Annotated in this window: 19 protein-coding genes and 1 riboswitch; of the genes, 13 read left to right on the forward strand and 6 right to left on the reverse strand. The window is 51.3% G+C overall.

Annotated features, from left to right (window positions below; all coding sequences use genetic code 11):
• Positions 1-143: 143 nt before the first annotated feature.
• Entirely contained in the window at positions 144-2,162 is a 2,019-nt protein-coding gene (gene uvrB / locus JTN23_RS05055; protein WP_247232838.1) for an excinuclease ABC subunit UvrB, read from the forward strand.
• A 31-nt stretch (positions 2,163-2,193) separates the two neighbouring features.
• Here uvrB and JTN23_RS05060 read toward each other — a convergent pair whose 3' ends face one another.
• Both JTN23_RS05060 and JTN23_RS05065 read right to left on the reverse strand, forming a co-directional pair.
• Complete coding sequence (locus JTN23_RS05060; RefSeq protein WP_247232840.1) at positions 2,194-3,303, reverse strand: porin; 1,110 nt, start codon at positions 3,301-3,303, stop codon at positions 2,194-2,196.
• A 97-nt stretch (positions 3,304-3,400) separates the two neighbouring features.
• The gene (locus JTN23_RS05065; RefSeq protein WP_247232842.1) at positions 3,401-4,423 is read right to left on the reverse strand and encodes a hypothetical protein; all 1,023 of its coding nucleotides are present in this window, start codon (positions 4,421-4,423) and stop codon (positions 3,401-3,403) included.
• Positions 4,424-4,533: 110 nt separating this feature from the next.
• Positions 4,534-4,628: riboswitch (TPP riboswitch) on the forward strand.
• Between the two features lie 69 nt (positions 4,629-4,697).
• On the opposite strand from JTN23_RS05065, the gene JTN23_RS05070 reads away from it, so the two are divergent.
• From JTN23_RS05070 to JTN23_RS05095, 6 genes are all read left to right on the forward strand, one after another.
• Positions 4,698-4,826, forward strand: coding sequence for a hydroxyethylthiazole kinase (locus JTN23_RS05070; RefSeq protein WP_310586706.1), 129 nt, complete (start codon positions 4,698-4,700; stop codon positions 4,824-4,826).
• On the forward strand, positions 4,823-5,644 hold the full coding sequence (gene thiD / locus JTN23_RS05075; protein WP_247232844.1) for a bifunctional hydroxymethylpyrimidine kinase/phosphomethylpyrimidine kinase: 822 nt from the start codon (positions 4,823-4,825) through the stop codon (positions 5,642-5,644). Before JTN23_RS05070 ends, thiD begins: the two co-directional genes overlap by 4 nt.
• Positions 5,641-7,509 (forward strand): phosphomethylpyrimidine synthase ThiC, encoded by a 1,869-nt coding sequence (thiC, locus tag JTN23_RS05080; RefSeq protein WP_247232845.1) that lies wholly within the window; start codon positions 5,641-5,643, stop codon positions 7,507-7,509. Before thiD ends, thiC begins: the two co-directional genes overlap by 4 nt.
• A gap of 241 nt (positions 7,510-7,750) precedes the next feature.
• Positions 7,751-8,929, forward strand: a complete 1,179-nt coding sequence (locus JTN23_RS05085; RefSeq protein WP_247232846.1) for a helix-turn-helix domain-containing protein — start codon at positions 7,751-7,753, stop codon at positions 8,927-8,929.
• A 70-nt stretch (positions 8,930-8,999) separates the two neighbouring features.
• Entirely contained in the window at positions 9,000-10,472 is a 1,473-nt protein-coding gene (locus tag JTN23_RS05090) for a S41 family peptidase (RefSeq protein ID WP_247232847.1), read from the forward strand.
• Between the two features lie 19 nt (positions 10,473-10,491).
• Complete coding sequence (locus tag JTN23_RS05095) at positions 10,492-11,856, forward strand: hypothetical protein (RefSeq protein ID WP_247232848.1); 1,365 nt, start codon at positions 10,492-10,494, stop codon at positions 11,854-11,856.
• A gap of 66 nt (positions 11,857-11,922) precedes the next feature.
• On the opposite strand, the gene JTN23_RS05100 is transcribed toward JTN23_RS05095, so the two are convergent.
• Together JTN23_RS05100 and JTN23_RS05105 are read right to left on the reverse strand one after the other, a co-directional pair.
• Positions 11,923-12,840 carry a GIY-YIG nuclease family protein gene (locus JTN23_RS05100; RefSeq protein ID WP_247232849.1) on the reverse strand — a complete coding sequence of 306 codons (918 nt, stop codon included), beginning with the start codon at positions 12,838-12,840 and terminating at the stop codon, positions 11,923-11,925.
• 80 nt (positions 12,841-12,920) lie between these two features.
• Positions 12,921-13,670, reverse strand: coding sequence for a spheroidene monooxygenase (locus tag JTN23_RS05105; protein WP_247232851.1), 750 nt, complete (start codon positions 13,668-13,670; stop codon positions 12,921-12,923).
• Between the two features lie 201 nt (positions 13,671-13,871).
• Between JTN23_RS05105 and JTN23_RS05110 the strand changes: the two genes are divergently transcribed.
• The 5 genes from JTN23_RS05110 to JTN23_RS05130 all read left to right on the forward strand — a co-directional run bounded on the left by JTN23_RS05110 (position 13,872) and on the right by JTN23_RS05130 (position 16,916).
• The gene (locus JTN23_RS05110; RefSeq protein ID WP_247232852.1) at positions 13,872-14,381 is read left to right on the forward strand and encodes a GNAT family N-acetyltransferase; all 510 of its coding nucleotides are present in this window, start codon (positions 13,872-13,874) and stop codon (positions 14,379-14,381) included.
• A gap of 46 nt (positions 14,382-14,427) precedes the next feature.
• Complete coding sequence (locus JTN23_RS05115; protein ID WP_247232853.1) at positions 14,428-14,724, forward strand: nucleotidyltransferase family protein; 297 nt, start codon at positions 14,428-14,430, stop codon at positions 14,722-14,724.
• A gap of 54 nt (positions 14,725-14,778) precedes the next feature.
• Positions 14,779-15,078, forward strand: a complete 300-nt coding sequence (locus JTN23_RS05120) for a HepT-like ribonuclease domain-containing protein (protein ID WP_247232854.1) — start codon at positions 14,779-14,781, stop codon at positions 15,076-15,078.
• Positions 15,050-15,457, forward strand: coding sequence for an alternative ribosome rescue aminoacyl-tRNA hydrolase ArfB (gene arfB / locus JTN23_RS05125; RefSeq protein ID WP_247232855.1), 408 nt, complete (start codon positions 15,050-15,052; stop codon positions 15,455-15,457). Before JTN23_RS05120 ends, arfB begins: the two co-directional genes overlap by 29 nt.
• A gap of 223 nt (positions 15,458-15,680) precedes the next feature.
• Positions 15,681-16,916, forward strand: coding sequence for an MFS transporter (locus JTN23_RS05130; RefSeq protein ID WP_247232856.1), 1,236 nt, complete (start codon positions 15,681-15,683; stop codon positions 16,914-16,916).
• Between the two features lie 46 nt (positions 16,917-16,962).
• On the opposite strand, the gene JTN23_RS05135 is transcribed toward JTN23_RS05130, so the two are convergent.
• Together JTN23_RS05135 and JTN23_RS05140 are read right to left on the reverse strand one after the other, a co-directional pair.
• Entirely contained in the window at positions 16,963-19,908 is a 2,946-nt protein-coding gene (locus tag JTN23_RS05135; protein ID WP_247232857.1) for an FAD-binding and (Fe-S)-binding domain-containing protein, read from the reverse strand.
• Positions 19,909-19,975: 67 nt separating this feature from the next.
• Positions 19,976-20,725 carry a DeoR/GlpR family DNA-binding transcription regulator gene (locus JTN23_RS05140; protein ID WP_247232858.1) on the reverse strand — a complete coding sequence of 250 codons (750 nt, stop codon included), beginning with the start codon at positions 20,723-20,725 and terminating at the stop codon, positions 19,976-19,978.
• Positions 20,726-21,130: 405 nt separating this feature from the next.
• On the opposite strand from JTN23_RS05140, the gene JTN23_RS05145 reads away from it, so the two are divergent.
• Positions 21,131-24,190 carry a SusC/RagA family TonB-linked outer membrane protein gene (locus JTN23_RS05145; protein WP_247232859.1) on the forward strand — a complete coding sequence of 1,020 codons (3,060 nt, stop codon included), beginning with the start codon at positions 21,131-21,133 and terminating at the stop codon, positions 24,188-24,190.
• Positions 24,191-24,218: the final 28 nt, after the last annotated feature.

Genomic DNA, 24,218 nt, shown 5'->3' on the forward strand with positions numbered 1-24,218 from the left:
CAGCTTGTAGTACCGAACTATTGGTACCCTATCCAATGTTTTAATATACTGGATTAAATGGTACTTTTCGGAACAATGGCTACTGCCGTAGCAGCGTTTGCCTAAAGTACCGGATCATAAGCTTAACCTTTGAAAGGCTATTTATGAATTTTGAACTTGTCTCTGATTATCAACCTACGGGCGATCAGCCCCAGGCTATACAACAACTGCTGGAAGGAATCAAAAGCGGTGACCGTGCTCAGACGCTACTTGGGGTAACGGGCTCCGGTAAGACCTTTACCGTGGCCAACGTAGTAGCGCAGCTCAACCGCCCTACGCTGGTACTGAGTCATAACAAGACACTGGCCGCTCAGCTGTACGGTGAGTTTAAGCAGTTCTTTCCTAACAATGCTGTTGAGTACTTTATCAGCTACTACGACTACTACCAGCCCGAGGCTTTTATAGCTACTACTAATACCTATATCGAAAAAGACCTCGCCATCAACGAAGAAATCGACAAGCTCCGGCTTTCGACGGTATCGTCGCTGATGAGCGGGCGGCGCGATGTACTGGTGGTAGCGTCGGTATCGTGTATCTACGGTGCCGGTAACCCGCAGGAATACAAAAAGAGCATCGTGCGCGTGAGTGTGGGCGATGTCATCAGCCGCAATCAGTTTCTGTTCCGGCTGGTGGAGATCCTGTACAGCCGTACCGAAGCAGAGTTTACGCGTGGTACCTTCCGTGTAAAGGGCGACACGGTGGATATATACCCCGGATATGCCGATTTTGCCTACCGCTTTATTTTCTTCGGTGACGAAATAGAAGAAATCCAGCGCATTGACCCTTCTAACGGCAAAAAACTATCTAGCGAGCGCATGATTGCGATCTTCCCCGCCAACCTGTTCGTAACGGGCCGGGATGTGCTTACGCAGTCGATGAAGGAGATTCAGGATGACCTGGTGGCTCAGATTCGGTACTTCACCAAGGAAGGACGCCTGCTGGAAGCGGAGCGCATCAAGGAGCGTACAGAGTTTGACCTCGAAATGATGCGGGAACTGGGCTACTGCTCCGGTATCGAGAACTACTCCCGGTACTTTGACCGGCGTCTGCCGGGGCAGCGGCCTTTCTGTCTGCTCGACTACTTCCCCGAGGATTACCTCCTGGTGGTGGACGAGAGCCACGTAACCATGCCGCAGATCCGGGCGATGTGGGGCGGTGACCGCTCCCGTAAAGAAGCCTTGGTAGACTACGGTTTCCGGCTACCTTCCGCCATGGACAACCGGCCCCTGACGTTCCAGGAGTTTGAGGAGATGTCCAGCCAGACCATCTTCGTCAGTGCTACCCCTTCTGACTATGAGCTACGCCGTACCGATGGGGTAGTGGTAGAGCAGATTATTCGTCCGACGGGGCTGCTGGATCCGGAGATTGAAGTACGTCCAAGCCTGAACCAGATTGATGACCTGCTGGATGAGATTAATACGCGCATCAACCGCGAGGAGCGGGTGCTGGTAACGACACTGACCAAGCGTATGGCCGAAGAACTCAGCAAGTACCTTGATCGTGTAGGTGTTCGCTGCCGCTATATCCACTCCGAAGTAAAGGCCCTTGATCGGGTAGAGATCCTGCGTGAGCTGCGCCTGGGCGTATTTGACGTACTGGTAGGAGTGAACCTCCTGCGTGAGGGACTTGACCTGCCCGAAGTATCGCTGGTGGCGATCATGGATGCCGACAAGGAAGGCTTCCTGCGCGATATTCGTTCGCTGATCCAGACCATCGGTCGTGCCGCCCGTAACGAGCGGGGCAAGGTACTTATGTACGCCGACAAGATCACGGGCTCTATGCAGAAGGCCATTGATGAAACCAACCGTCGTCGCAGCATCCAGATGGCCTACAACGAAGAGCACGGCATTACCCCACGCACGGTACTGAAGTCGAGAGAGGCCATTATGGAGCAGACCAAAGTAGCCGATTCTAAGGTACGTAAGATGTACGTCGAGCCCGAGGAGATCCGTATCGCGGCCGATCCGGTGGTGCAGTACATGGGTAAAAATGACCTGCAGCTTATCATTGCCGAGACGCAGCGTAAAATGGAGGCTGCCGCCAAGGATCTGGACTTCCTGCAGGCTGCCCGCTTCCGCGACGAACTGCAGCAGCTCAAAGATCGCCTGAAACAAAAGGTATAATATAAAGAGTCATAAGAGCGTGGAGGAGCTACTAATCCTCCACGCTCTTCCCAAACCTTACCGCCAGGGAGGTTACGATAAAGATATTATCAGCTACAAAGCTACTCCCCCTTTCAAATAGTCTGTCCCGGCTGTTCAGCCAGCGTCCCTCTATACGCCAGGCCATGTTAGGTACAGGTGTATAATCCAGATTCATAGACACTCCCGCGGTCTTAAAGCTATTGGGAGTACCGGTACGAATGATGATGCCCGTCGGGTCCTGGTAGTACTCAGCACGTAAGGCCGCCGCCCAGTTATCAGTAAAGGTGTAGCGGGCTATAAGTACCGGGCTCAGCCAGGCATCGTAGCTACTGCTATGTTGGGTTCGCTGCTGTACACCCACATCAAAGCCGGCAATGAGCCCTACTCGGGGTGAAAGCTGAAACTGCCCGTAGAAGTTATTGAAGTACCTCATCCGCCGGGTTGTATCGGGATCGTCGGTGCCGATAAAGGTACTCCAGTTCAGTACTACCGCTTCCGCCGGGCTGTAATTGACCTGCGTCCCGAATGAGGGCAGGGAGTTGCCCGGGAGCCGCTGGATGCGCTGCCAGCCATTCAGTACCAGGACCTGTAGCTGCCACGCCTCATGCGGCTGGTAGCTAAGTTTGGCCCCGGTCAGGAAGTAGGGAGAGTTTTCGGCCAGCAGCGAGCGGGTAAGGGTCCAGTTGTCGAGGGAGATGGCGCTTTCGAACCCGATGTGGGAAGCAAACACTCCCGCGTCCAGCCATAGATTTCCGGTTCGGCTCAGGGCGATACCCACATTGGCCTCAAATATATTTTTCAGAGTACCGGGCTCAGCGGCGTAGTTGTCGTTGGGGTAGGTACCTGTCTGCAAAGCCAGGTTGGCCCGGTACCGGCTGTGCTCGATCCCCACTTTTACTAACCCCAGATTAAGGTTAAATTCGTTGTGTCGGTTGTGGTTGTAGAGAAACGGCTGCCGGTAGCTGGTCGCCGGTTTGTTAAAATCGTACGCATAGTAGGCATCCACAAAACCTGCTACCGTAACCTCAGCTGTCTGCTGCCGGGTACTATCCGTTTGGGCGAACGTAAGTGAAGAGGAAAGAGTATAGACACCTAGTATTGCTGATAGAAACTGCTTCATTCCCGGCTGCATTTATACAGTACTTGTATTTGTAAACAGCCGCAAGTAATCAACAGTTATTGGTCTCTGTTCGTAGAAGCAATGAAGAAGACGAAGATTAGTTGCTGTTGCTCCTATGTAGGGCCTGATTAAGCTTCTCCACAAACGCCTGCTTATCGTCGATATGTAGCAGTACTATGTCACATCGCGTGCTGATTCCGTACGCTTTTTCAATGGTCTGTTTCTCCCGGAAGTAGATGGCTACATTATGACTTTCCACGTCTTTAAGCAAAGCTAGTTTCTCCACCTTTTTGTCTTCTACTTCAACGGTGTTAGGGGTGATTTCGGCTCGTAATACGTCCTTGAGGTCTACTACCATATCCCCGAACAGCCCATACTTCAGGAACAACTGGCTGCCCGTTATCTCTGAGTACCTACGCCGGATGGCCTTGATGTGTCCCAAAAGCTGAAAAGTAGCGTAGAAGCTACCTGCTGTCAGCACCCAGGCTACCATCTCATTCCACCTTACCAGAAGCAGGTGAGCTACGAATAGTTCTATGATAGCGATAAAGACAACGGTACCCAGGAGAGCCGTAACGCCGTTTTCCTTGTAGCTGGTAAATCCATTCGCTGACTCTTTCTTCCAGTTCCATAGTGCGTAGTAAACCATAGCGATCTCAGAGGCAAAGACTTTGGCAATCTGAGGGTAGCCGATGGTCCTGATCGTGGCCTCCTTTATAACCATGTAGAAGTCCTGGCTACCATGGGTACTTGCGCGGAAAGCTTTTGCTGTGTTATACGCATGGTACCCAATAACGGCAAGCATAGTCACTTCTACCAGGGGTAATATATAGGTCGTAATCAGGCCAAGGTGGTACTTTTGATGCTCGGGCAGGAGCAGACTGGCCAGCACTACCCCCAGCACAAAAACGGGCACTGCCGTTATCTTCGGGATTCTCCTGGTCCGCATGAGGAACAGGTACAGTAGTGGCGCCGTCAGGGTCAGGTCGTAGGTTATGCCCATGGCCAGGGCTGGCTGCTGACTCAGCAACGGACTCAGTGTAAGCCCCACCGAGAAGAGCATAATCAGGAGGGGCAGCCCGTAAATCGGGAGGAGTGAGCGCTGGATGTGCCTATTCATCTATATTCTACTCAGATGTGTGACTTCAATGGGAATTTAGGCATTATTTACATTCGCTGCATATTTTTCGGTAGATCACTACCACATCTCCCGATAATTCTTTTACATTGCATCGGCTTTAGGGGTGTTCCGTCAAGGAGCTGAGATTATACCCTTTGAACCTGATCCGGGTAATGCTGGCGAAGGGAAAAGTAGTGAAACATCTTCTCGTATTGTCTTCCTCCTCCAGGAAGCTCCTTGGCCATTCAATCTTTTTTTACCTAAAAAGTAAGATATGAAGGAGCAACTATGGAGCCATGTTCTCGCCGTTCGGGAACAGTCCCCCCTTGTACACAGCACCACCAACTACCTAGTGATGAACAATAGGGCCAATGCCCTGCTGGCCGCCGGTGCTTTGCCATGAAAAGCTATCACTATCACACCGTACTGAGCATAGCCGGCTCGGATAGTGGCGGCGGGGCAGGCATTCAGGCAGATCTGAAAACCGTCTCGGCCCTGGGCTGTTTTGGTACCACGGCTATCACGGCCATTACCGTGCAGAATACGCTGGGGGTACAGGATGTCCATTGTATACCCGCCGCTATAGTGAGCGGACAGATCAGGGCCGTAATGGATGATCTCCAACCCGCGGCCGTCAAGATCGGAATGGTACCTGATCAGGAAGTAGCGGAGGCCGTTGTCGAAGCGCTGCGAGGGTATGCTGTTCCGGTTGTTTTTGATCCGGTGCTGATATCCAGCAGTGGTCGCAGGCTCGTAACCGATGAGACCATTAAGGTATTCCGATCAAAGCTTCTGCCCCTCTGCACGCTCATTACCCCCAACATCAGCGAAGCCGTTGCCCTGGCGGGTACCTCTATCAATGGTCTGGATGATATGAAGGTGGCGGCGCATCGGCTGGTCGGAATGGGCTGCAAGGCAGTACTGATCACCGGGGGCCACCTTGCAGGCCCCCACCTGCACGATGTGTTCGTGGACCATCAGGGCCTCGAACAGGTATTAACCTCTCACTTTATTCAAAGTACCAATCTGCACGGTACGGGCTGCACGCTGTCTTCGGCGGTGGCTGCTTTGCTGGCACGGGGCCTCTCTCTTATGGAAGCTATCTGGGAAGGCATCCAGTACGTGCAGGCGGCCATTGAGCAGGGCAAGGATGTGCAAATAGGTGCAGGAACCGGCCCATTAAATCATTTCTACAATCCCCAACAACTGATCAAATCATGAAACAAGATACCATTCCATCGACTAATGTCCTATCCTGTGACCCGTTTCCGGGTTCTGAGAAAATATATGTACAGGGCAAGCTGCATGACATACAGGTAGCCATGCGTAAAATACAGGTAGGAGATACGCTCCACAAGTTCAGCGGTAAGGTAGAAAAGAATAGCCCCGTCTATGTGTACGATACCAGCGGCCCCTACACCGACCCCCATACTACCATCGATGTACGAAAAGGCCTGCCCAAGCTGCGGGAGTCCTGGATACTGGACCGTAATGACGTAGAGCGTATGGAGCAGATTTCGTCTGACTACGGCCGGCAAAGACTGAATGACCCCACTCTGGACCACCTGCGCTTTGAGCACCGGCACCAGCCGCTAAGGGCCAAAGCCGGAGCTAATGTAACGCAGCTGCATTACGCTAAGAAAGGAATCATAACCCCCGAGATGGAGTACATTGCTATTCGTGAGAACCAGGGACTGGAGCAGCTGTACAGCCAGGACAACGAGCTCTGGAAGCAGCACCAGGGCCATAGCTTTGGCGCCAATACACCTAAGGGCCTCATCACGCCCGAATTTGTGAGACAGGAAGTGGCCGCGGGCCGGGCCATTATTCCCAGCAACATCAACCACCCCGAGAGCGAGCCCATGATCATTGGCCGTAACTTCCTGGTCAAGATCAACGCCAACATTGGTAACTCCGCCGTTACTTCCAGCATTGAAGAAGAGGTGGAGAAAGCCGTATGGGCCTGCCGCTGGGGCGCCGATACCATCATGGACCTCTCTACCGGTAAGAACATTCACGAAACCCGGGAGTGGATCATCCGCAACTCACCCGTTCCCATTGGTACAGTACCTATCTACCAGGCACTCGAAAAAGTAGGCGGCAAGGCCGAGGAGCTAAACTGGGAGATATTCAGAGATACATTGATTGAACAGGCCGAACAGGGGGTAGACTACTTTACCATACATGCCGGGGTATTGCTGCGTTACATCCCACTTACCGCTAAGCGTGTAACGGGTATCGTTTCGCGCGGAGGCTCTATTATGGCGAAGTGGTGTCTGGCGCATCATAAAGAAAACTTCCTCTACACCCACTTCGAGGAGATCTGTCAGATCATGAAAGACTATGATGTAGCCTTCTCGCTGGGCGATGGGCTGCGTCCGGGTTCTATTGCCGACGCCAACGACGAGGCGCAGTTTGCCGAGCTGAAGACACAGGGCGAGCTCAACCGCATGGCCTGGAAGTACGACGTGCAGGTGATGAACGAAGGCCCCGGCCACGTACCCATGCACCTGATCAAGGAGAACATGGAGAAGCAGCTGGAGTACTGTCAGGAAGCGCCCTTCTACACGCTGGGCCCCTTAACGACCGACATCGCCCCCGGCTACGACCATATTACCTCGGCCATCGGGGCGGCCATGATCGGCTGGTACGGTACCGCCATGCTGTGCTACGTAACACCCAAGGAGCACCTGGGACTACCAAACAAGAAGGACGTAAAGGACGGGGTAATCACCTACAAGATCGCTGCCCACGCAGCTGACCTGGCCAAGGGGCATCCGGGAGCGCAGTACCGCGACAACGCCCTGAGCAAGGCCCGCTTTGAGTTCCGCTGGGACGACCAGTTTAACCTGTCGCTGGACCCGGATACAGCCCGCGAGTTCCATGACGAGACACTACCGGCCGAAGGTGCCAAAGTCGCCCACTTCTGCTCCATGTGCGGTCCCCACTTCTGCTCCATGAAGATCACGCAGGAGGTAAGGGCCTATGCCGACGCCCAGGGTACCGCCGAAGAGGAAGCTCTTCAGCAGGGCATGGCTGATAAAAGCAGCGAGTTTCTGGCGAAGGGAAGTGAATTGTATTTGTAAGTAGTGGTACTAAGTTGCTGATTGGTAGGCCGCCTCACTAGTTGAGGCGGCTTATTTCTTTGTATATACCTATCCACAGAATCAGCCTCAGGAGTACCCACGAGCTACAATGGATACAAAGGGAAAAGAGGGCGTATACAGGAATGGGTACTAAGCAGGCACAGGAGGCTTAAAATGAGTGGGGCTGGTACTTTATCTTTGCCAAAACCTCTCTTTCTTTGTATAAATAAATAGTACATCCATGTTTTTACTGCAGATATTACTGGCCGCGGGTGCTGTACAGGGAGCGCTTGTATCTTTTCTGCTGGTCAGGCAGAAAAAAAACCAATTAGCCAATAGGCTACTGGCTGTCCTTATACTAGCCATATCTGCCCAATCGGTCCTGGTAGGGTTTGATACCCGCGACTTTTTCCTGAGGTTTCCCCATCTGAGCAAGGTAGGCTGGTTGCTGCCGACTCTGTTCGGCCCGCTGATCTACCTGTTTACGGTAAAAGTATCCAGCGAAAAGCCCCGGTTCAGGCCGAAAGACCTGCTGCACTTTATCCCGTTCTTCACGTATTTCTTGTTGCTGTTACCTTACTACCTAAAATCTGCCGCTGAAAAAAGACTGTACCTTACTAATTTTGAAAAAGCTTCGCTGGATGATTTTGGTATCCTGAATCAGGTGACTAATTTTATTCATATTACCTACGCAATTCTGGCCCTGGTGCATATTCATAATCACAAGAAGAATATTCTCGATAATTTTTCCGAGTTAAAAGAGAAAAAGCTTAATTGGTTACAGCAGTTAATTACATTCATCTTTGCCTTACTACTGTTTTCTGTTGCGGTATTTTATAGTAAGAAATTCAATATACCTTTTGTTGAAGATGCGTATCATTTTCATTATCTGGGCGTAATTGTTTGTATTTACTGGATAGGGTACAAAGCACTTTCGCAGCCCGAGATATTTAATAAAGAAATTATTCGGCAGAATAAATCAGTCGCTCCGGTTACTCCGGTTACCGCACCAGAGCCAGCCGAAAATGCGGAGCCCGTGAAATATGAAAAGTCAGGTATACCCGATGAACAGGCTACTGGCTATGCCGAAAGGCTACTGCTGTACATGAGTACCAACAAACCTTACCTCAACAATGACTACACCCTTCAGAACCTGTCGAATGATACCGGCATCCCGAAGCACCACCTGTCTCAGGTGATCAATGACAAGCTCGGCAAGAACTTCTTCACCTTTATCAATGAGTACCGGGTACAGGCTGCGCAGGAGCTATTGCTCAATGAGCAATATAAGCACTACACCATTCTGGCCGTAGCTATGGAGGCTGGGTTCAGTTCTAAGGCTACTTTTAACTCCGTATTCAAGAAAATTACCGGAATTACGCCCTCACAGTTCGCAGCGGGACAAAAAGTAGTGGTCTGAACTTATCGGCTCGGACGATTGGGACGTCTGGACTCCCCAAATTTGCAGCAGAATCAAAACAATTATAGCCATGAAAACACTAGTGAAATTGTATCTGCTGCTTATGCACTGTCTGACCCTGCCTTCGTGCATGGGACAGACTACCGAGCCTCCCGCCCTGATCCAGACCCAGTATCTGAAGGAGGATTTACGACTGTTTCGTACGGCGCTGGAGGAGGCGCACCCCGGGTTGTACACCCACTCGTCAAAGGCCAGAATGGATAGTGCCTTTAATCAGGTTTCGCAGTCCATTACCCGACCTCTCAGCCAACAGGAATTTTATAAGTTACTGACTCCGGTAGTAACCATGATCGGTTGTGGGCACGTGAAGTTTATGGTGAAGAATAAAGAGGATATTAAATTTCCTTTTCACCAGAATAAACTATTTCCGGTTAAACTTTACTTTTCTAAAAACGGAGTATTTGCCTGGAAAAGCTATACGGGGGATGATGTAATTCCCGCTGGTGCCGAGATTATTTCTATCAATAAAAAGCCAATACAGGAAGTAGTTGATCAGTTAATGGCTTACAATAGCTTTGCGGACGGAGCCACCGAAACAGGAAAGTACCTCGAGCTGAATAATTATTTTAGTGGCTACTATTCTACCTTTATTGAAGAGACAGATTCTTACGTGGTCGAATATAAAAATGCGGCCGGAAATAGAGAAAGTACGAAAGTAGATGGTGTGCCGTATACAGTCGTAAATGAAAGTATCAAAAAAGATCTGAAACACCTGCAGGAGAATCAGCTGGCGCTTAAATTCCTGAAAAATGGTACCGCGCTGCTCACGCTGAAAACATTCTGGTTTGAAAGTAAAGAATCCAGTTTCGAAAAGTTTCTGGAAGAGTCGTTCAGAGAAATCAACAAAAGAGGTGTAAGCTCCCTGATCATTGACATCCGGAACAACGAAGGCGGAAAGGATAGCTACGGGTCGCTGCTGTACTCGTACCTGACCGACAAGCCATACGAGTACTACACCAAGGTCACGACCAACACCAACAAGAAGTTTAGCTTCTCGGAACACGCCTATACGCCCTGGTTCTTCGGTATCTACCGACAGGTACTGTCTAAAAAGGATGGTGAGTACCACTGGAAGTACCACAGCAATCTGAAGCGTCAGAAGCCGCAGAAAGATAACTACAAGGGCAAAGTATACATCCTGACCAATGGACACAGCTTTTCGGTAACCTCTGAGTTTGCTTCTATTGCCCACCATCATAAGCGGGCCACCTTCATTGGGGAGGAAACCGGCGGTGGATACACTACAAACAACAGTGGGTTCTTCGCCATTGTAGACCTACCGCACTCTAATCTGGTACTGGGTATTCCGTTGTGGAAGTACCATCAGGCGGTTAATAATCCTGCCCGGCAGCACCGGGGCGTAGTACCCGACCATGAGGTAGTACCTACCATCGCGGACCTGCTGGCCGGAAAAGATCCTGTTCTTGAAACGGCTCTTCAACTTACCAATCAAGCCCCCGTTAAAATTTCTTCAAACCACTAATTTAATTACGTATTTAGCCATGAAAAAGTTAGCAATTTCTGCTATCCTGGTACTACTATGCCTGATAGCCACCCATGTTCTTGCCCAGGATTCTACCGTTTACAAACTCCGCTTACAGGTACCCGTCATTGACATGCCTCAGAATAAGGACATCGTCCGGTCGTACCCTTCCATGAACCAGGCCCTCGAGCTGAGCAATAGCTTTTATGACCTCGGATTCTACGGACTTAGTAAAGTAGGCAATGCCATCGTGAAGCCGGTAAAGTGGCAGTCCCGATTCAGCCGGCGAAATGTGTCCAACCAGGCCCTGAACTACGCGCTTGGGTTGGGCTTTGCCAAGTACGGCAGCGAACTGCCTATCCCGCTGGGGATATGGGCGCACGAAGAGTTTCATAGATCGGTGCTGGGAGTGAATGGAGTATCTTCCAAAAACGGTAACTGGATCGGGAGCCGCTGGGATGGTACGGTGTACGGTGTAACGGACGAAGCGCTGGCCAGCTTAAAGACCAATAACGTGTCAGGCTTGTTGCACTCATATGTAGCAGGGGCACATGCTCAAAACCTTACTACCCTTACCAACGTTCAGCAGGACTTCTTCTACCGCCGGTCCGCGTACAAAAACGCCCTGTACCTGTATAGCGCGCACTATGTGTATAACTACCTCAAGTTTTCCACCAGCGAAGTGTCGGATAGGGTGAAGGACGGAGCCCCGAATTTTGAAGATCCTACGGCTGAGCAGCGGGACTACGCGGGCTCTGACTTTACGGCCTGGGCGTACGATATGTTCAATCCCGACAAGCCTTATACGGATCGCGACAAATTTCCCGGTGGGGAAGGTGTCAATCGCCGGGTAGGCTTTAGTGATCTTTCGCCCGAAGCGCAGGACTTCCTGTTAGAGCAGAAGAAGCTATCGCTGATCAACTTTATCAACCCGGCCATATTCTTTATCAACCGGATCAACCTGGGCTCTCATTTCTCATTCAACTTCATGGGGCAGTACTATCCTACGCACTTTGGAAATGATGTGGCACTGGTGGTACCTATTCAGCTGTACTATGGAAAATATGTGGTGGGTTTCCACCGGTACTCCAACCGTAACATGACCCTACCGGGTGTAGAACTGGGCCTCATAGACGGAGCCCTGACGAACAGATGGCTGGTATCGGTCCATCTAAAGGGATGGATGCAGCCCAAAGACCAGAGCTACTTCGCGACTGAAAGCACGGCCGGTGGTTCGCTGGACCTTACTACCAAGTACAGAATCTCCAGGTCAGTGCTGCTGAATGGTGCCGTTACTGCCAAAACAGCCGGATGGGCCGCCGGCAACCCCTACCTGGACCAGAATTTCTCGTTCCGGGCTGGGTTAAGTGTGAATGTATTTTAAAAATAAATCCCTGCCAAGATAATGCTTTTGGCAGGGATTTATTTGATTATGAGATTGAATGTCAATTTATTGAGTTAGTGATATTGATGTTATTATTCCCGCTTTTGCTATTGACAAGCCGTCAAGTATTGGCTCCCCTTCCGATTCGTATCTTTTTAAGTTTAGGCCACTAGGCAACTTCCACTCTGTAAGTCCATTGGCACTGCGCCCCATCACAAGTGCAGCAGCAGTAGAAGGGCTTCCAAAAATGTAGTCATCTATAAGCTCTAAATATTCTCCATTAGGGATTATAATTTTTTTGTCTAAAAGCTCTTGTCTGAGCTTTTGCATATAAGGAGGAAAAGAAGAGACGGTTGAAGTAGCAATTTTTGAGCCTTTAAATACGACAAATCCCTCAGAGGTCGGTTCACCTTGTGCATATGCCCCACGGGGTGCTTCGATGTAAAATGACTCTTGTTTCTTTGCTTTTGTTTTAACCTCTCGCTTTTCTTCGAATACCTTATGCCCAAGTGTATTTACAAGTAGCTTTATATTCTCTAAGAACTCTTCCATCTCTGCCCTGTCAGATTCGGAAATAGAAGACTGTGTTGGTGTAACAGTATTATCAATCTTATATCTATTTGAAGTATGAGCTAGTTCATATAGCCTGTTTTCCAGATATTTAACGTGTGCCTTATTCAGATTTTCATCCTTGCTAATAAAGACAACTACTTCATTCCAGAAATCTTTTTGAGTAAGATGCTGCGTTAGCCGTTTCAGAATGGATTCAGCTTCACCGATATATACCTGATCTTGTCCCTCTTCATTCTTTCCAAGTAGCAGATAGATTCCTGTATTGTTTAAGTCTATTCTATCAGCACAATCCTTTACTTGAATACGAGGTACTTTATAGGCTTTGCCTGTCCAATTAGACAGTTCGCAGGCCATTCGCCCATTAGGATCTCCGTCAATAAGAAATATCTTTATTGTCTTACCGAATTTCATGATAGTAGATGCTTTTAGATCGCACCTAAACTTACTCAATCTATCATAATCCTCAAAGTGGAGCATTCTCAAGAACTACCTTATAATTGATTTGTATACAAGTACTCCCCCAGCAAATCCTTCCCTTCCATAGTACCCTGTGTGGCTATTGGCACAAAGCGGGCGAAGAGTTCCTCGCGGTACCAGTTGCGCTCGCGGGTCAGGCGTACGATGTCCTTGTGGGAGGTCTTTTGGTAGGCAAACTGGCGGACGGCGGTACTGCTCTTCCAGATACTGACGGTAGCCTGCTGCGTCAATGGATTTTCACCAATACCCTGCGCATAGAGCAGATCCGGTGAGCCTTTCAGCCCTGACCGCGCCTGGGGTACATGCCGCCAGAAATCAAGTAGCTTACGGGTGTGGATAGTAGCGCGGGTAAGTACCACCAGCGGATCTTCGAGAGAGGTTACCACAGGCGTAGTAGTAGCAAAGGGATTTAGCCCGTCCCACTGGCCATGCGACTGGACAGGAGCCATCAGTACGGTATAGTGTTCGGTGGTATGGGAGGTGTAGGGGGCAAAATGGTCGGACTCAAAAAACCGGAGGGCTGCTTCGGTACTTTCCCAGGAAGCTACCAACGCGTAGCGGCGCAAGTCGGGTAGGGGACTAAACCCGTTGCGGCCACAACCCATCATCCGGCTGAATAGCGCCCCCGGAGGTGGGGATAGCGTTAAACGGCGCTCACCCATGCGGGCCAGAGCCCAGCGTGCATGACGCAGGGGGAAGTGGAGCAAGGTATAGGAGGCAACCGGGCCGCCCGAACTGGGCTTTCTTAAAAAGCGAAACGCCATGGTATAGCAAATTAATAGCAACTATACCTCTCCAACTCCTTGTTAAGGTCGAATGTTGCTTTTTCGTCCCGGACCACCATGTCAGAATTGCTGTTTCTCACCACTTAGGGAATTTTTTCAGGATTGTAAAGAAGCGTTTGGGCAAAAGGCTTTACAATGCGGCCTTAAACGCTGTATTTTGCGGAGATAGACCCTTTACCCATGAGTACCCAACCCTCACGATCTGATTTTATGATCCGGCGCGCTACCGTACTGGACGTAGAGGCGCTGAGCCGGCACCGCAGCCAGATGTGGCTCGCCATGAAAGATATCCTCCCCGAAAGTTACGACGAAATGTACCGGCTGGGTATAGACTACTTCCGGGAAGCCGTTCCGGCCGGAAGCTACCTGGGCTGGGTAGTCGCCCCCGTTTCTGATCCGGCTACCATCGTTGGGGGAGGAGGCTTGCTGCTCCGGCGCGTAGCACCTTATCCGGATGGCAGGGGCGGAGTGAGTAAGTCGGACCAGCAGGCTCATATTCTGAATGTATTCGTGGAGCCCCAGTACCGCCGACTGGGACTGGCGCGGTTCATCATGGAAACCATCCTGGACTGGTGTCGGCAGGAGGAGATAGGCTCCGTCACCCTCAACGCATCCAGTGCCGGTAAGCCTCTGTACGAACAACTGAACTTTACGGAGGTACGAAATTTTATGAAGTGGAAGATAGAGTAGTATTGCTCTAACTTAGATACCTTTTGGTGAATAAACAGGGATTACCATGGAGCAGGAAGTAAAGGAAAAAATCGTAGGCTATTTGCGGGCTACATCTGTACAAAGAGCGTACATTTTCGGATCATATGCTCGTGATGAACAAACTACTGACAGTGACGTGGATCTTCTGCTTGATTTCGATCCTGAGACAATGGTGAGTCTATTTGATTTAGGGCGAATCCTGGAAGATCTGAAAGAACTATTAGGTAAAGATGTAGACGTAGTAACCGAAGATGGCCTGTCGCCTTACCTGCGCCCTTTTATTGAGAAGGACAAAAAGTTAATTTATGAGAAACCTGCTTGATGATTGTCAGCGAGCCAGCATATTCTGGAGTCCATACAAGAGATTGAGGTCTACGTGGCAGACCTTGATTTTGAAAAATTCAAATTCAATTCATTGGTCAGAAGCGCAACCGAAAGGCAGCTTACTATTATTGGTGAGGCGGTAAATGCACTGTCGGTTGAAACTAAGGCAAAGTATACCTCCATCGACTGGCGAGGCATCAAGGGGTTCAGAAATATTATAGTTCACGAGTATTTCGGAGTTTCTGTGCGGATGGTATGGGTAGTTGTAGTCAAAGAACTCCCCGTTTTAAAAGAAGTAGTACAACAAATTATTGCTGATTGTAATGATCAATCCAGAACAGCTACATTCTGAACTCCAGTTCCAGACCGCCCGCAGCGGTGGAAAAGGGGGGCAGAATGTGAATAAAGTAGAAACGAAGGTAGAGCTGCGATTTGATGTACCTAGCTCGGCCGTGCTGAGCGAGGAGCAGAAGGCGACGCTGCTGGAAAAGCTGGCTAATAAGCTCACGCAGGAGGGGGTACTGGTGCTATATCACCAAACGGAGCGCTCGCAGCTGGCCAATAAGGACAAGGTAGTACAAAAGTTTGACCGCCTCATCCGCGAAGCCTTCATTGTACAAAAGAAACGAAAAGCCACCCGCCCCACCCAGGCTTCGGTAGTGGAGCGCTTGCAGAAAAAGCAGCGAAAGTCTGCCGTGAAAAGCATGAGAAGGAAGCCGCCGATCGAGTAAGATCCAGCGGTTTTTTCTAGCTGTTAGCTCATAGGTGTTAGCGATTAGCTAAAATAGATGCAACAACTACTATTTTTACCGCACCGGCGGCCCGGCACGAAGTAGAAATGAGGAAAGCTCACAGGTATTCGAAGTCTCCCTACTCTTTTTGTTTCTGTAAAAATTCTCCATACCTCGGTAATTAAAAAGCTAATTACTAACAGCTATCAGCTAATACCTCACTATGATTACTTCCTCCTCCTCTCAACCTAGTACCCTACGCACCGTATTGAGCCTTCCCGTGATTGTAGCGGCACTTGGCTACTTTGTGGATGTTTATGATCTGTTGCTATTTAATATCGTCCGGGTGCCCAGCCTGCGGGACATGGGCCTCTCGGAAGAGGAGGTGTCAACTGTGGGGGCGCGGGTGTATAACTGGCAGCAGGCCGGTCTGCTGCTGGGAGGCTTCGCCTGGGGTGTGTGGGGGGATAAGATGGGACGGCGGTCCGTTCTCTTTGGCTCTATCCTGATGTATTCCATCGCTAATATTCTCTGTGGCTTTGTTAAGGATCCCGAAGTATACGCGTTGCTGCGCTTTGTGGCGGGGCTGGGCCTGGCCGGTGAACTGGGAGCAGGCATCACTCTTATCGCTGAAATACTCCCCAAAGAGCTACGCGGCTACGGAGCCTCCGTGGTGGCGGGAGTAGGCCTGCTCGGAGCTATCGCAGCTTTCTTTACTGTATCTCTGTCCGACTGGCGGACCGCCTACTGGATCGGTGGCGGGATGGGACTGGTACTGCTGGCCATGCGGGTGAATGTACTGGAGTCCATCCTATTCGACCGGGTGGAGCAGGGCGTAAAGCGGGGGCAGTGGTGGACGATATTTTCCAAGCGCTCGCGCCTGATCCGGTACCTGCGCTGCATGGGAATGGCTCTGCCTACCTACCTGGTCATTGGGATATACGCCACTTTTGGGAATGAATTTGCCAAGGCCCTGGGGCTTACTGAAGAGGTACAGGCCGGGCGTACGGTACTCTATACCTACATAGGGGTGGTATTGGGAGACTTCTTCAGTGGCCTGCTGAGCCAGTGGCTGCGCTCGCGCCGGAAGGCCATTGGCATTATGATCGCCATGACCTTTGTGGGCTGCGTGTGGCTACTGTACGGCGGTATTCGCTCAGCCAGTACGCTCTATGCCTGTTATGCCTGGCTGGGCTTTTCGATCGGCTACATAGCCATGTTCTTGACCACTACGGCCGAGCAGTTTGGTACCAATCTGCGGGCTACCGTTACCACTTCCGTTGCTAACAATGTACGTGCAACGGTGCTGCTTACCTTACCCCTGTACCAGTACCTCAAGCCAGACTGGGGCGTGATAGAAGCCGGAGCCATGGTAGGTGTTTTATGCTTTGCCATAGCCTTGTTCTCGCTTTGGTACATGGAGGAAACCTACGGCAAAGAGCTGGACTACGTAGAGTAGAAATCAAAAAGGGACGCCGATGGGCGTCCCTTTTTAGTGATATATCTTAGGCCAGTGCCTCCCACAGGATCTCAGCCGGGTGCATGGCGCGGCGGCCGGTACCATCGTGTATCTGGTGTCGGCAACTGGTACCCGGTGCAGCGATGATGACCTCTTCGGGCTGCTGACGTACCGTCGGGAACAGCACCAGTTCTCCAATCTTCATGGATACATCGTAATGCTCTTCCTCGTAGCCGAACGAGCCCGCCATCCCGCAGCATCCACTTGGAATGAGTTGTACGGTGTAGTTCTCGGGCAGCGAGAGCATCTTCTTGGTAGGTACCAGACTGGATATAGCTTTCTGCTGGCAGTGACCGTGTAGCTTGATCAGCTTCTTCTCCTGCTTGAACAGGCTCTTCGAAATGCGCTTGGCGTCAATCTCACGGGCGATAAATTCATCCAGCTGCAGCGTATTTTTGGCAAGGGCTTTGGCGTCTTCGATTAGCTCTTCGCTCACCAGGTCGGGGTACTCATCGCGGAACGTCAGGATGGCCGAAGGCTCGATACCAATCAGCGGGCTTTCAAATGACACAACGTCTTTGAGCATCCGCACGTTCTTATCGGCAATCTTCTTTGCATCCCGCAGCATTCCTTTCGACAGCTGGGGGCGCCCCGATGGACCATGGTCAGGAATGACTACCTCGTAGCCCAGTTTTTCCAGCAGCATAATGGACTTCTGGCCTATCTCTACGTCATTAAAGTTCGTAAACTCATCGCAGAACAGGTACACCTGCCGATCCGCTTTAGCCGTTTGCTTACGCATAGTATGCCAGCTCTTCAGCGTAGTGCTGTGCAGCAGGGGCATGGTGCGGTCGGGGTGGAAGCCAACTATCTTATTAGCTACCCGACGCAGCGGTGCATTCTTGAAGATCAGGTTATAGCCCCAGGGTACGTAGCTGGCCAGTCCGGTCATCCTGGAAAAGTTACCCACCAGCCACGAGCGCATCGGCAGACCGTTGGCATCGTGGTACTGCTGTAGAAACTCCATCTTGAGCTTAGCCGCGTCGACGTTGGAGGGACATTCGCCTTTACAGCCCTTACAGGCGAGGCACAGGTCGTACACCTCCTTGATCTCGTGGTGGTCGAAGCGGTTGGGCTTATCGGAGCGGGTCAGCATCTCGCGCAGGATGTTGGCCCGGGCGCGGGTGGTGTCCTTCTCGTTACGGGTGGCCATGTAGCTGGGGCACATGGTACCTCCGCTCAGTTGGGTTTTGCGGCAGTCACCGGAGCCGTTGCACTGCTCGGCGTGCTGCAGTACGTCCTGATCAGGGTAGCGGAAGTACGTCTTGAACTCGGGCGTCTGCTGGTCGGCCTCGTACCTGAGGAAGGTATCCATGGGCGGCGTGTCCACAATCTTACCGGGGTTGAAGACCGTCTGCGGATCCCAGGTCTTTTTGAGCTCTTTGAAGAGCCCGTAATTATGCTCACCCACCATTTTGGGGATGAATTCTCCCCGCAGGCGCCCGTCGCCGTGCTCACCCGACAGCGAGCCATCGTACTTTTTCACCAGGGCCGCAATCTCTTCCGCAATGAGGCGGAACTGCCGGTGACCTTCCTGGGTCTTCAGGTTGATGATGGGGCGCAGGTGCAGCTCACCCGAGCCGGCGTGGGCGTAGTGCACCGCCGACATATTATGCTTTTTAAGAATCTCGTTGAAGTCGCGGATGTAGTCCGGCTGATCGTACACGTCCACGGCGGTATCCTCGATTACAGCTACGGCCTTTTCGTCGCCGGGCAGGTTGGCCAGCAGACCCAGTCCCGCCTTGCGCAGGGTCCAGATCTTCTTGGTATCTTCACCAAAGAGCAGCGGGAAGTGGAATCCCAGCCCAGCGGCCCGCATTTCGGCTTCCATATCGGCCGCCAGCTTCTCTACCTCCTCGGGTGTCTCACGCGACAGGTCTACTACCAGAATGGCCGGGTACTCGCCCGCATCCGTATTTTTTACGAAGAAGGCATTTTTGCGCTGCTCCGGGTTGGCAGCCGCACATTCCAGTACGTAGCTATCGATCAGCTCTACGGCCTGTGGCTTGTAGTTGAGGGCGATGATGGTAGCCCGTAGTGTCTCATCAATGGTATTGAAGTGGGCGCACACCAGTCCCTGCGTCTTGGGAGGCAGAGGTACTATATTAACCTTTATCTCAGTCAGGAAGCAGAGAGTACCTTCCGAACCGGCTATGAGCCGACACATATTGAACTCGGGTCCGTCGGCGGTAAAAGGTTGACAGTCGAGCAGCATATCCAGCGCGTAGCCGGTATTACGCCGCTCGATGGACCGCTTCGGAAAGTTCTTACGAATCTCGGCCTGGTTCACCGGATTGTCCAGTATATCTACGGTTTTCTGGTAGATCTGTGCTTCCAGTTTATTCGGACTTTTTGTCTTAGCGCGTAGCTCATTGGCCGACATGGGGCCAAAAGTAGCTTCGGAACCATCAGCCAGGATGGCCTTGACCTCCAGCAGGTGCTCACGGGTACTGCCGTATACGACCGAGTTGGAGCCGCAGGAGTTATTACCTACCATTCCCCCAATCATGGCGCGGTTGGCCGTAGAGGTTTCGGGGCCGAAGTACAGGCCGTAGGGCTTCAGTGCCATGTTGAGCTCATCCCGTACGACGCCCGGCTCTACCCGTACCCAACGCTCCTCGGCGTTGATCTCGAGGATGCGGTTGAACTTGCGCGAAACATCTACTACTATTCCAGCTCCTACTACCTGTCCGGCCAGCGATGTACCCGCTGTGCGCGGGATCAGCGATATGCCTTTCTGGCTGGCGTAAGCAATGAGACGCTTCAGATCCTCGTGCGTGGAAGGCATAGCCACGGCCAGTGGCATTTCGCGGTAGGCGGAGGCGTCGGTGGCGTACACCGTACGCATGGTATTATCAAAGTGGAGTTCACCGTCAAGCTGACCGGCCAGTTGTTCCAGGTCAGCATTTGTAACAGGGGGAAGAGGTGTCATACTTAGTAACTAAGAACCAAAATATCCCCAAAGTTACGCATGTATCAACTACCTTACATAGTAAATTTTACAGAATTTGCACATTCTGGTGCGGCCATTTATTGGATTCCAGCACTGTGTCAGAACTACCGGTAATAAGGGTCCCGACGTCCCTGAGCTGGCATACCTGATAGGTCTCCACTTTATTGACTTTTTCGGTGGTGGCACACACGATGGTATGCGCCGCTACAGTCATCATCTGCCGCTTGAGCTGCGACTCTTCGTAGTGCCGGATGGTGATACCCTCTTTGGGGTGTATACCCGATACTCCCATAAAATAAAGGTCAGCCTTGAAGTGGCGAAGCTGCAGTGACGTTTCGCTGCCGAGGGTGATCTGGTGATTTTTGTGGTAGGCGCCACCAAGTATAATCGCCTCTACGCTAGGATGATTAGTCAGTGAAATAGCCAGCCGGGGACTGTTGGTGATCACGGTTGCCTCCAGATAGAGCGGTATCTGCTCCGCTATATGCAGATTGGTGATGCCGCCATCCATCAGGATGGTCTGGCCATTCCTGAAAAGTCGCTGAGCCTTGCTGGCTATGGACGATAGCTCTGTGTTGGGACTGGGAATGACCTTACCCGCCTGGGTCGGTAGGTAGCAATTAGCAATGGCCCAGCCATGTACTTTTTTTAGAAGGCCACGTTCCTCTAGTTCTATGATGTCACGCCGGATGCTGTCGTACGATACGGCCAACTCCCGACTGATGGCTACAAGAGATACCTTTTTGCACTTATCCAGCTTATTTAAAATCCAGTGCTGACGTTCGTCCTTTAGCATGAGAAAGGAAGTAAGAGGTCATAGTAAACAAATGCAAACATTTCTTGTTTTCTGCGTATGAATTTGCATATATTTGCATGTATATATCAATATTCTGACATAGTATAGGACTTATTGATGTAGGGTATATCGTAAAGCAGATGGAAGGTGCCTTCTACTGCGTTTGATGGAATAATGGATTCAACATTTTGTCTCTAAGTAGCATTGCCTATGACTGATTCTACTTTCTTCAAGTACTGTTCTACATCTGATTACAAAGTGCTCGCTTATTCCCCGGCACACCCGAATGCTATTCCGGCGGCTGCCTTGCATTGTTACAAACCGGAAATCGTCCTCTCGCCTCTTCGCTCGGAGAAATAAAGACCTGCAGTAGTACTTTTAATTTAACCAACAATCAATCAACCTATGAGGAACCAATCCTACTCAACTAGTCGTAAACGGGACTATGTGGGCCTAAACCGTCTCTGGCTGACAGCAGTGGCTCTGTTAGTTTCAGTTGGCCTGGTGATGGCCCAGGATATAACCGTTACAGGAAAAGTAACAGATATCAGCGGCATGGGAATGCCCGGGGTGGCTGTTACGATACAAGGTACAACCCGCGGTGCCAACACGGATGTGGACGGTGGGTACACTATTTCGGCTCCGGCAACGGCTACCCTCGTATTCAGCTTTGTGGGATATAAAAATGAGGTAGTACCGATCAATAGCCGTACTACCATCAACATAACCTTAGCCGAAGATACCAAGGCGCTGGAAGAGGTGGTAGTAGTAGGATATGGTACTCAGAAGCGCAGAGAGATATCGGGTACCGTTTCCAGCATCAGCAGCCGGGAGTTCAACGCCGGGGTAGTTACCAACCCACTCGAGGCCGTACAGGGTAAAGTGGCTGGTCTTAATATTACCCAGACTGGTAGTGACCCCAACGCCCGTCCTACGGTACGTCTGCGCGGGGTAGGATCACTGACCGCCGGTTCGGAACCCTTGTACGTAGTAGACGGAGTACCCGGGGTACCCATTCAGAACATCTCCCCCAACGACATCGAAAGTGTAGATGTACTTCGTGATGCATCTTCGGCTGCTATTTACGGGTCACGCGCTTCTAACGGGGTAATTATCATCACTACCAAGCGTGGTAGAAGCGGAGCAGCCAGTGTTGATTACAATGCGTACACGGGTTTCAGCCGGGTAGCTAAGGCTCCTGACTATATGAGTGCCGAGGAGTACCGTGCGGCTTCCCGCCAGCTGGGCTTTACCCTGGACGACAGAGGTGCCAACACCAACTGGTTCAATGAAATTACTCGCACGGCTCCGGTCAATCAGCAGGATCTGGCTTTCTCGGGTGGTACCGAAAACTTCAGCTACCGGGCTTCACTGGGTTATCTGAACCAGAAGGGGGTAGTACAGAAGTCGGGTTATGAGCGGGTAAGTGCCCGTATCAACCTGGACCAGACCGCTCTGAACGGAAAGCTAAGAATCGGGACCAGCCTGTCGGCTATTACTGGCAAGCGTGACTTTGTGAACTACGCGGCTTTTGCCTATGCGATCACCAACCTGCCTACCGACCCGGTGTATACGACCGATCCCAACGAGCAGACTCCCTCAATGGCTGGCTACTTCGAGCGTCTGGGAGCGTTCTCGATCTTCAACCCTGTGGCCGAACTCAACGAAACTACGCAGTACTCCAAGTCATTTGAGTACCTGGGTAACCTCAACCTGCGCTACAGCATTACCAACGACCTGACCTTTGGCGTAAACGGAGCCCTCAAAGGATACAACCAGAATGTAAACTTCTATAGAAGCCGCGTGCCCAAGTCGGGTATTGCTGCCCAGGGTCTGGCGGTTAGAGGTACCAACGTAGGTCCGGTTAATGATGCTTTTGGATTTATGCCTCCTACCGATGACAAGCTGCTGGAACTTACTCTTAACTACAGCAAGCAGATCAGCGGCCTCAACCTGGGCGTACTGGGTGGTTATTCGTACCAGGATGTGACTACCGAAGGTTTTGCGGCCCGTAACAACAACTTTATCACCGACGACATCCTGTTTGATAACCTGGGTGCGGGTGCCGGTCTGGCCCTGGGACAGCGTGCCAGCGATGCCGTAAACTCGTACCGCAGCAACTACAAGCTGATCTCTTTCTTCGGTCGTGCTACGGCTGCTCTTAATGAGAAGTACTTCGCTACCGTAAGCCTTCGCCAGGATGGGTCGACCAAGTTTGGAGCTAACAACAAGTGGGGACTTTTCCCGGCGGCTTCATTGGGCTGGACCCTGAGTGAGGAAGACTTCCTGAAAGGCAACGAAACCATCAATAACCTGAAGCTGCGTGTTAACTACGGTCAGACGGGTAACTCCGAGGGTATCAGACCTTATACTACCCTGGCGCTGCTGGGACCTGGCGACCGGTACTACGACAATGGTAACTGGCTGCCTTCGTACCGCCCCGTACAGAACCCCAACCCTGACCTGAAGTGGGAGGTAAACGAAAACTACGGAGCCGGTATCGACTTTGTACTCTGGAACTTCCGACTGACCGGTTCACTTGACTACTACGTCCGTAATACCCGTGATCTGCTGTACGAAGTAACAGCTCCCCTCTCCATCCGACCTCTGTACCCGACCATTCTGGCTAACGTAGGTTCGATGCGCAACAGCGGGGTGGAGCTATCACTGAACGGTCTGATCATTGATAAGCCTGGCTTTAAGTGGGAGGCTGTATTTGCAGGAGCTACCCTGAAGAACGAGGTAGTAGGCCTGTCGAGCGGTATCTTCAATGCCCCTGAGCAGATCTTCATTGGTACGGATCTGGGAGCGGCTACCCGCGGTACTTCCAACGTTAACTTCAACGTAATTCAGGCCGGATCACCTATCGGTGCTATTTACGGCTACGAAGTAGTTGAGATCAACTCAGAAGGACAGTACGTAATCCGGGCGGCCGACGGAAGCACCTACTCGGCGGTGGATGAGTCGGGTACTTCGCAGCTCAACCAGGCTGACCGACGGGTACTTGGAAGTCCGCTACCTAAGGTGACTGCTTCGTTGACCAACAACTTCACCTACGGCAACTTCAACCTGAGCTTCCTGTTGAACAGTGCGTTTGGTAATAAGATATTCAACGCCGAGCGGATGCAGTACTTCCGTACTACGGGTCGTATCCCTGACGAAAACACGCTGCGTGGTGCGGCTGATTCGCCCATCCGCTCTGAGCTTACCGACGCCTTCGGTTATTTTGTGGAGGATGGTAGCTTCGTTCGTCTGTCTAACTTCCGACTAGGCTACAACATCCCTGTCAAAGGTGTGCTCAGAAACGCGCAGGTGTATGTATCCGGAAACAACCTGTTTGTGCTGACGAAGTTCAAGGGCGTAGATCCCGAACTCACTGCTGGTACTATCAACTCTGGTATCTATACCAAGCAGCAGTTCCCCCGCTCACGTTCGTTCCAGTTAGGTGTTAACCTTTCATTCTAATGATCTGTAGGTATTAGTTAACTGATAT

The sequence above is a fragment of the Telluribacter roseus genome (genome assembly GCF_017355915.2).
Taxonomy (GTDB): Bacteria; Bacteroidota; Bacteroidia; order Cytophagales; family Spirosomataceae; genus Telluribacter.

Excerpts from the sequence above, each read along its gene's own strand:
- uvrB (WP_247232838.1), top strand. The coding sequence starts at position 144 with ATGAATTTTGAACTTGTCTCTGATTATCAACCTACGGGCGATCAGCCC.
- JTN23_RS05060 (WP_247232840.1), bottom strand. The coding sequence starts at position 3,303 with ATGAAGCAGTTTCTATCAGCAATACTAGGTGTCTATACTCTTTCCTCT.
- JTN23_RS05065 (WP_247232842.1), bottom strand. The coding sequence starts at position 4,423 with ATGAATAGGCACATCCAGCGCTCACTCCTCCCGATTTACGGGCTGCCC.
- JTN23_RS05070 (WP_310586706.1), top strand. The coding sequence starts at position 4,698 with ATGAAGGAGCAACTATGGAGCCATGTTCTCGCCGTTCGGGAACAGTCC.
- thiD (WP_247232844.1), top strand. The coding sequence starts at position 4,823 with ATGAAAAGCTATCACTATCACACCGTACTGAGCATAGCCGGCTCGGAT.
- thiC (WP_247232845.1), top strand. The coding sequence starts at position 5,641 with ATGAAACAAGATACCATTCCATCGACTAATGTCCTATCCTGTGACCCG.
- JTN23_RS05085 (WP_247232846.1), top strand. The coding sequence starts at position 7,751 with ATGTTTTTACTGCAGATATTACTGGCCGCGGGTGCTGTACAGGGAGCG.
- JTN23_RS05090 (WP_247232847.1), top strand. The coding sequence starts at position 9,000 with ATGAAAACACTAGTGAAATTGTATCTGCTGCTTATGCACTGTCTGACC.
- JTN23_RS05095 (WP_247232848.1), top strand. The coding sequence starts at position 10,492 with ATGAAAAAGTTAGCAATTTCTGCTATCCTGGTACTACTATGCCTGATA.
- JTN23_RS05100 (WP_247232849.1), bottom strand. The coding sequence starts at position 12,840 with ATGAAATTCGGTAAGACAATAAAGATATTTCTTATTGACGGAGATCCT.
- JTN23_RS05105 (WP_247232851.1), bottom strand. The coding sequence starts at position 13,670 with ATGGCGTTTCGCTTTTTAAGAAAGCCCAGTTCGGGCGGCCCGGTTGCC.
- JTN23_RS05110 (WP_247232852.1), top strand. The coding sequence starts at position 13,872 with ATGAGTACCCAACCCTCACGATCTGATTTTATGATCCGGCGCGCTACC.
- JTN23_RS05115 (WP_247232853.1), top strand. The coding sequence starts at position 14,428 with ATGGAGCAGGAAGTAAAGGAAAAAATCGTAGGCTATTTGCGGGCTACA.
- arfB (WP_247232855.1), top strand. The coding sequence starts at position 15,050 with ATGATCAATCCAGAACAGCTACATTCTGAACTCCAGTTCCAGACCGCC.
- JTN23_RS05130 (WP_247232856.1), top strand. The coding sequence starts at position 15,681 with ATGATTACTTCCTCCTCCTCTCAACCTAGTACCCTACGCACCGTATTG.
- JTN23_RS05135 (WP_247232857.1), bottom strand. The coding sequence starts at position 19,908 with ATGACACCTCTTCCCCCTGTTACAAATGCTGACCTGGAACAACTGGCC.
- JTN23_RS05140 (WP_247232858.1), bottom strand. The coding sequence starts at position 20,725 with ATGCTAAAGGACGAACGTCAGCACTGGATTTTAAATAAGCTGGATAAG.
- JTN23_RS05145 (WP_247232859.1), top strand. The coding sequence starts at position 21,131 with ATGAGGAACCAATCCTACTCAACTAGTCGTAAACGGGACTATGTGGGC.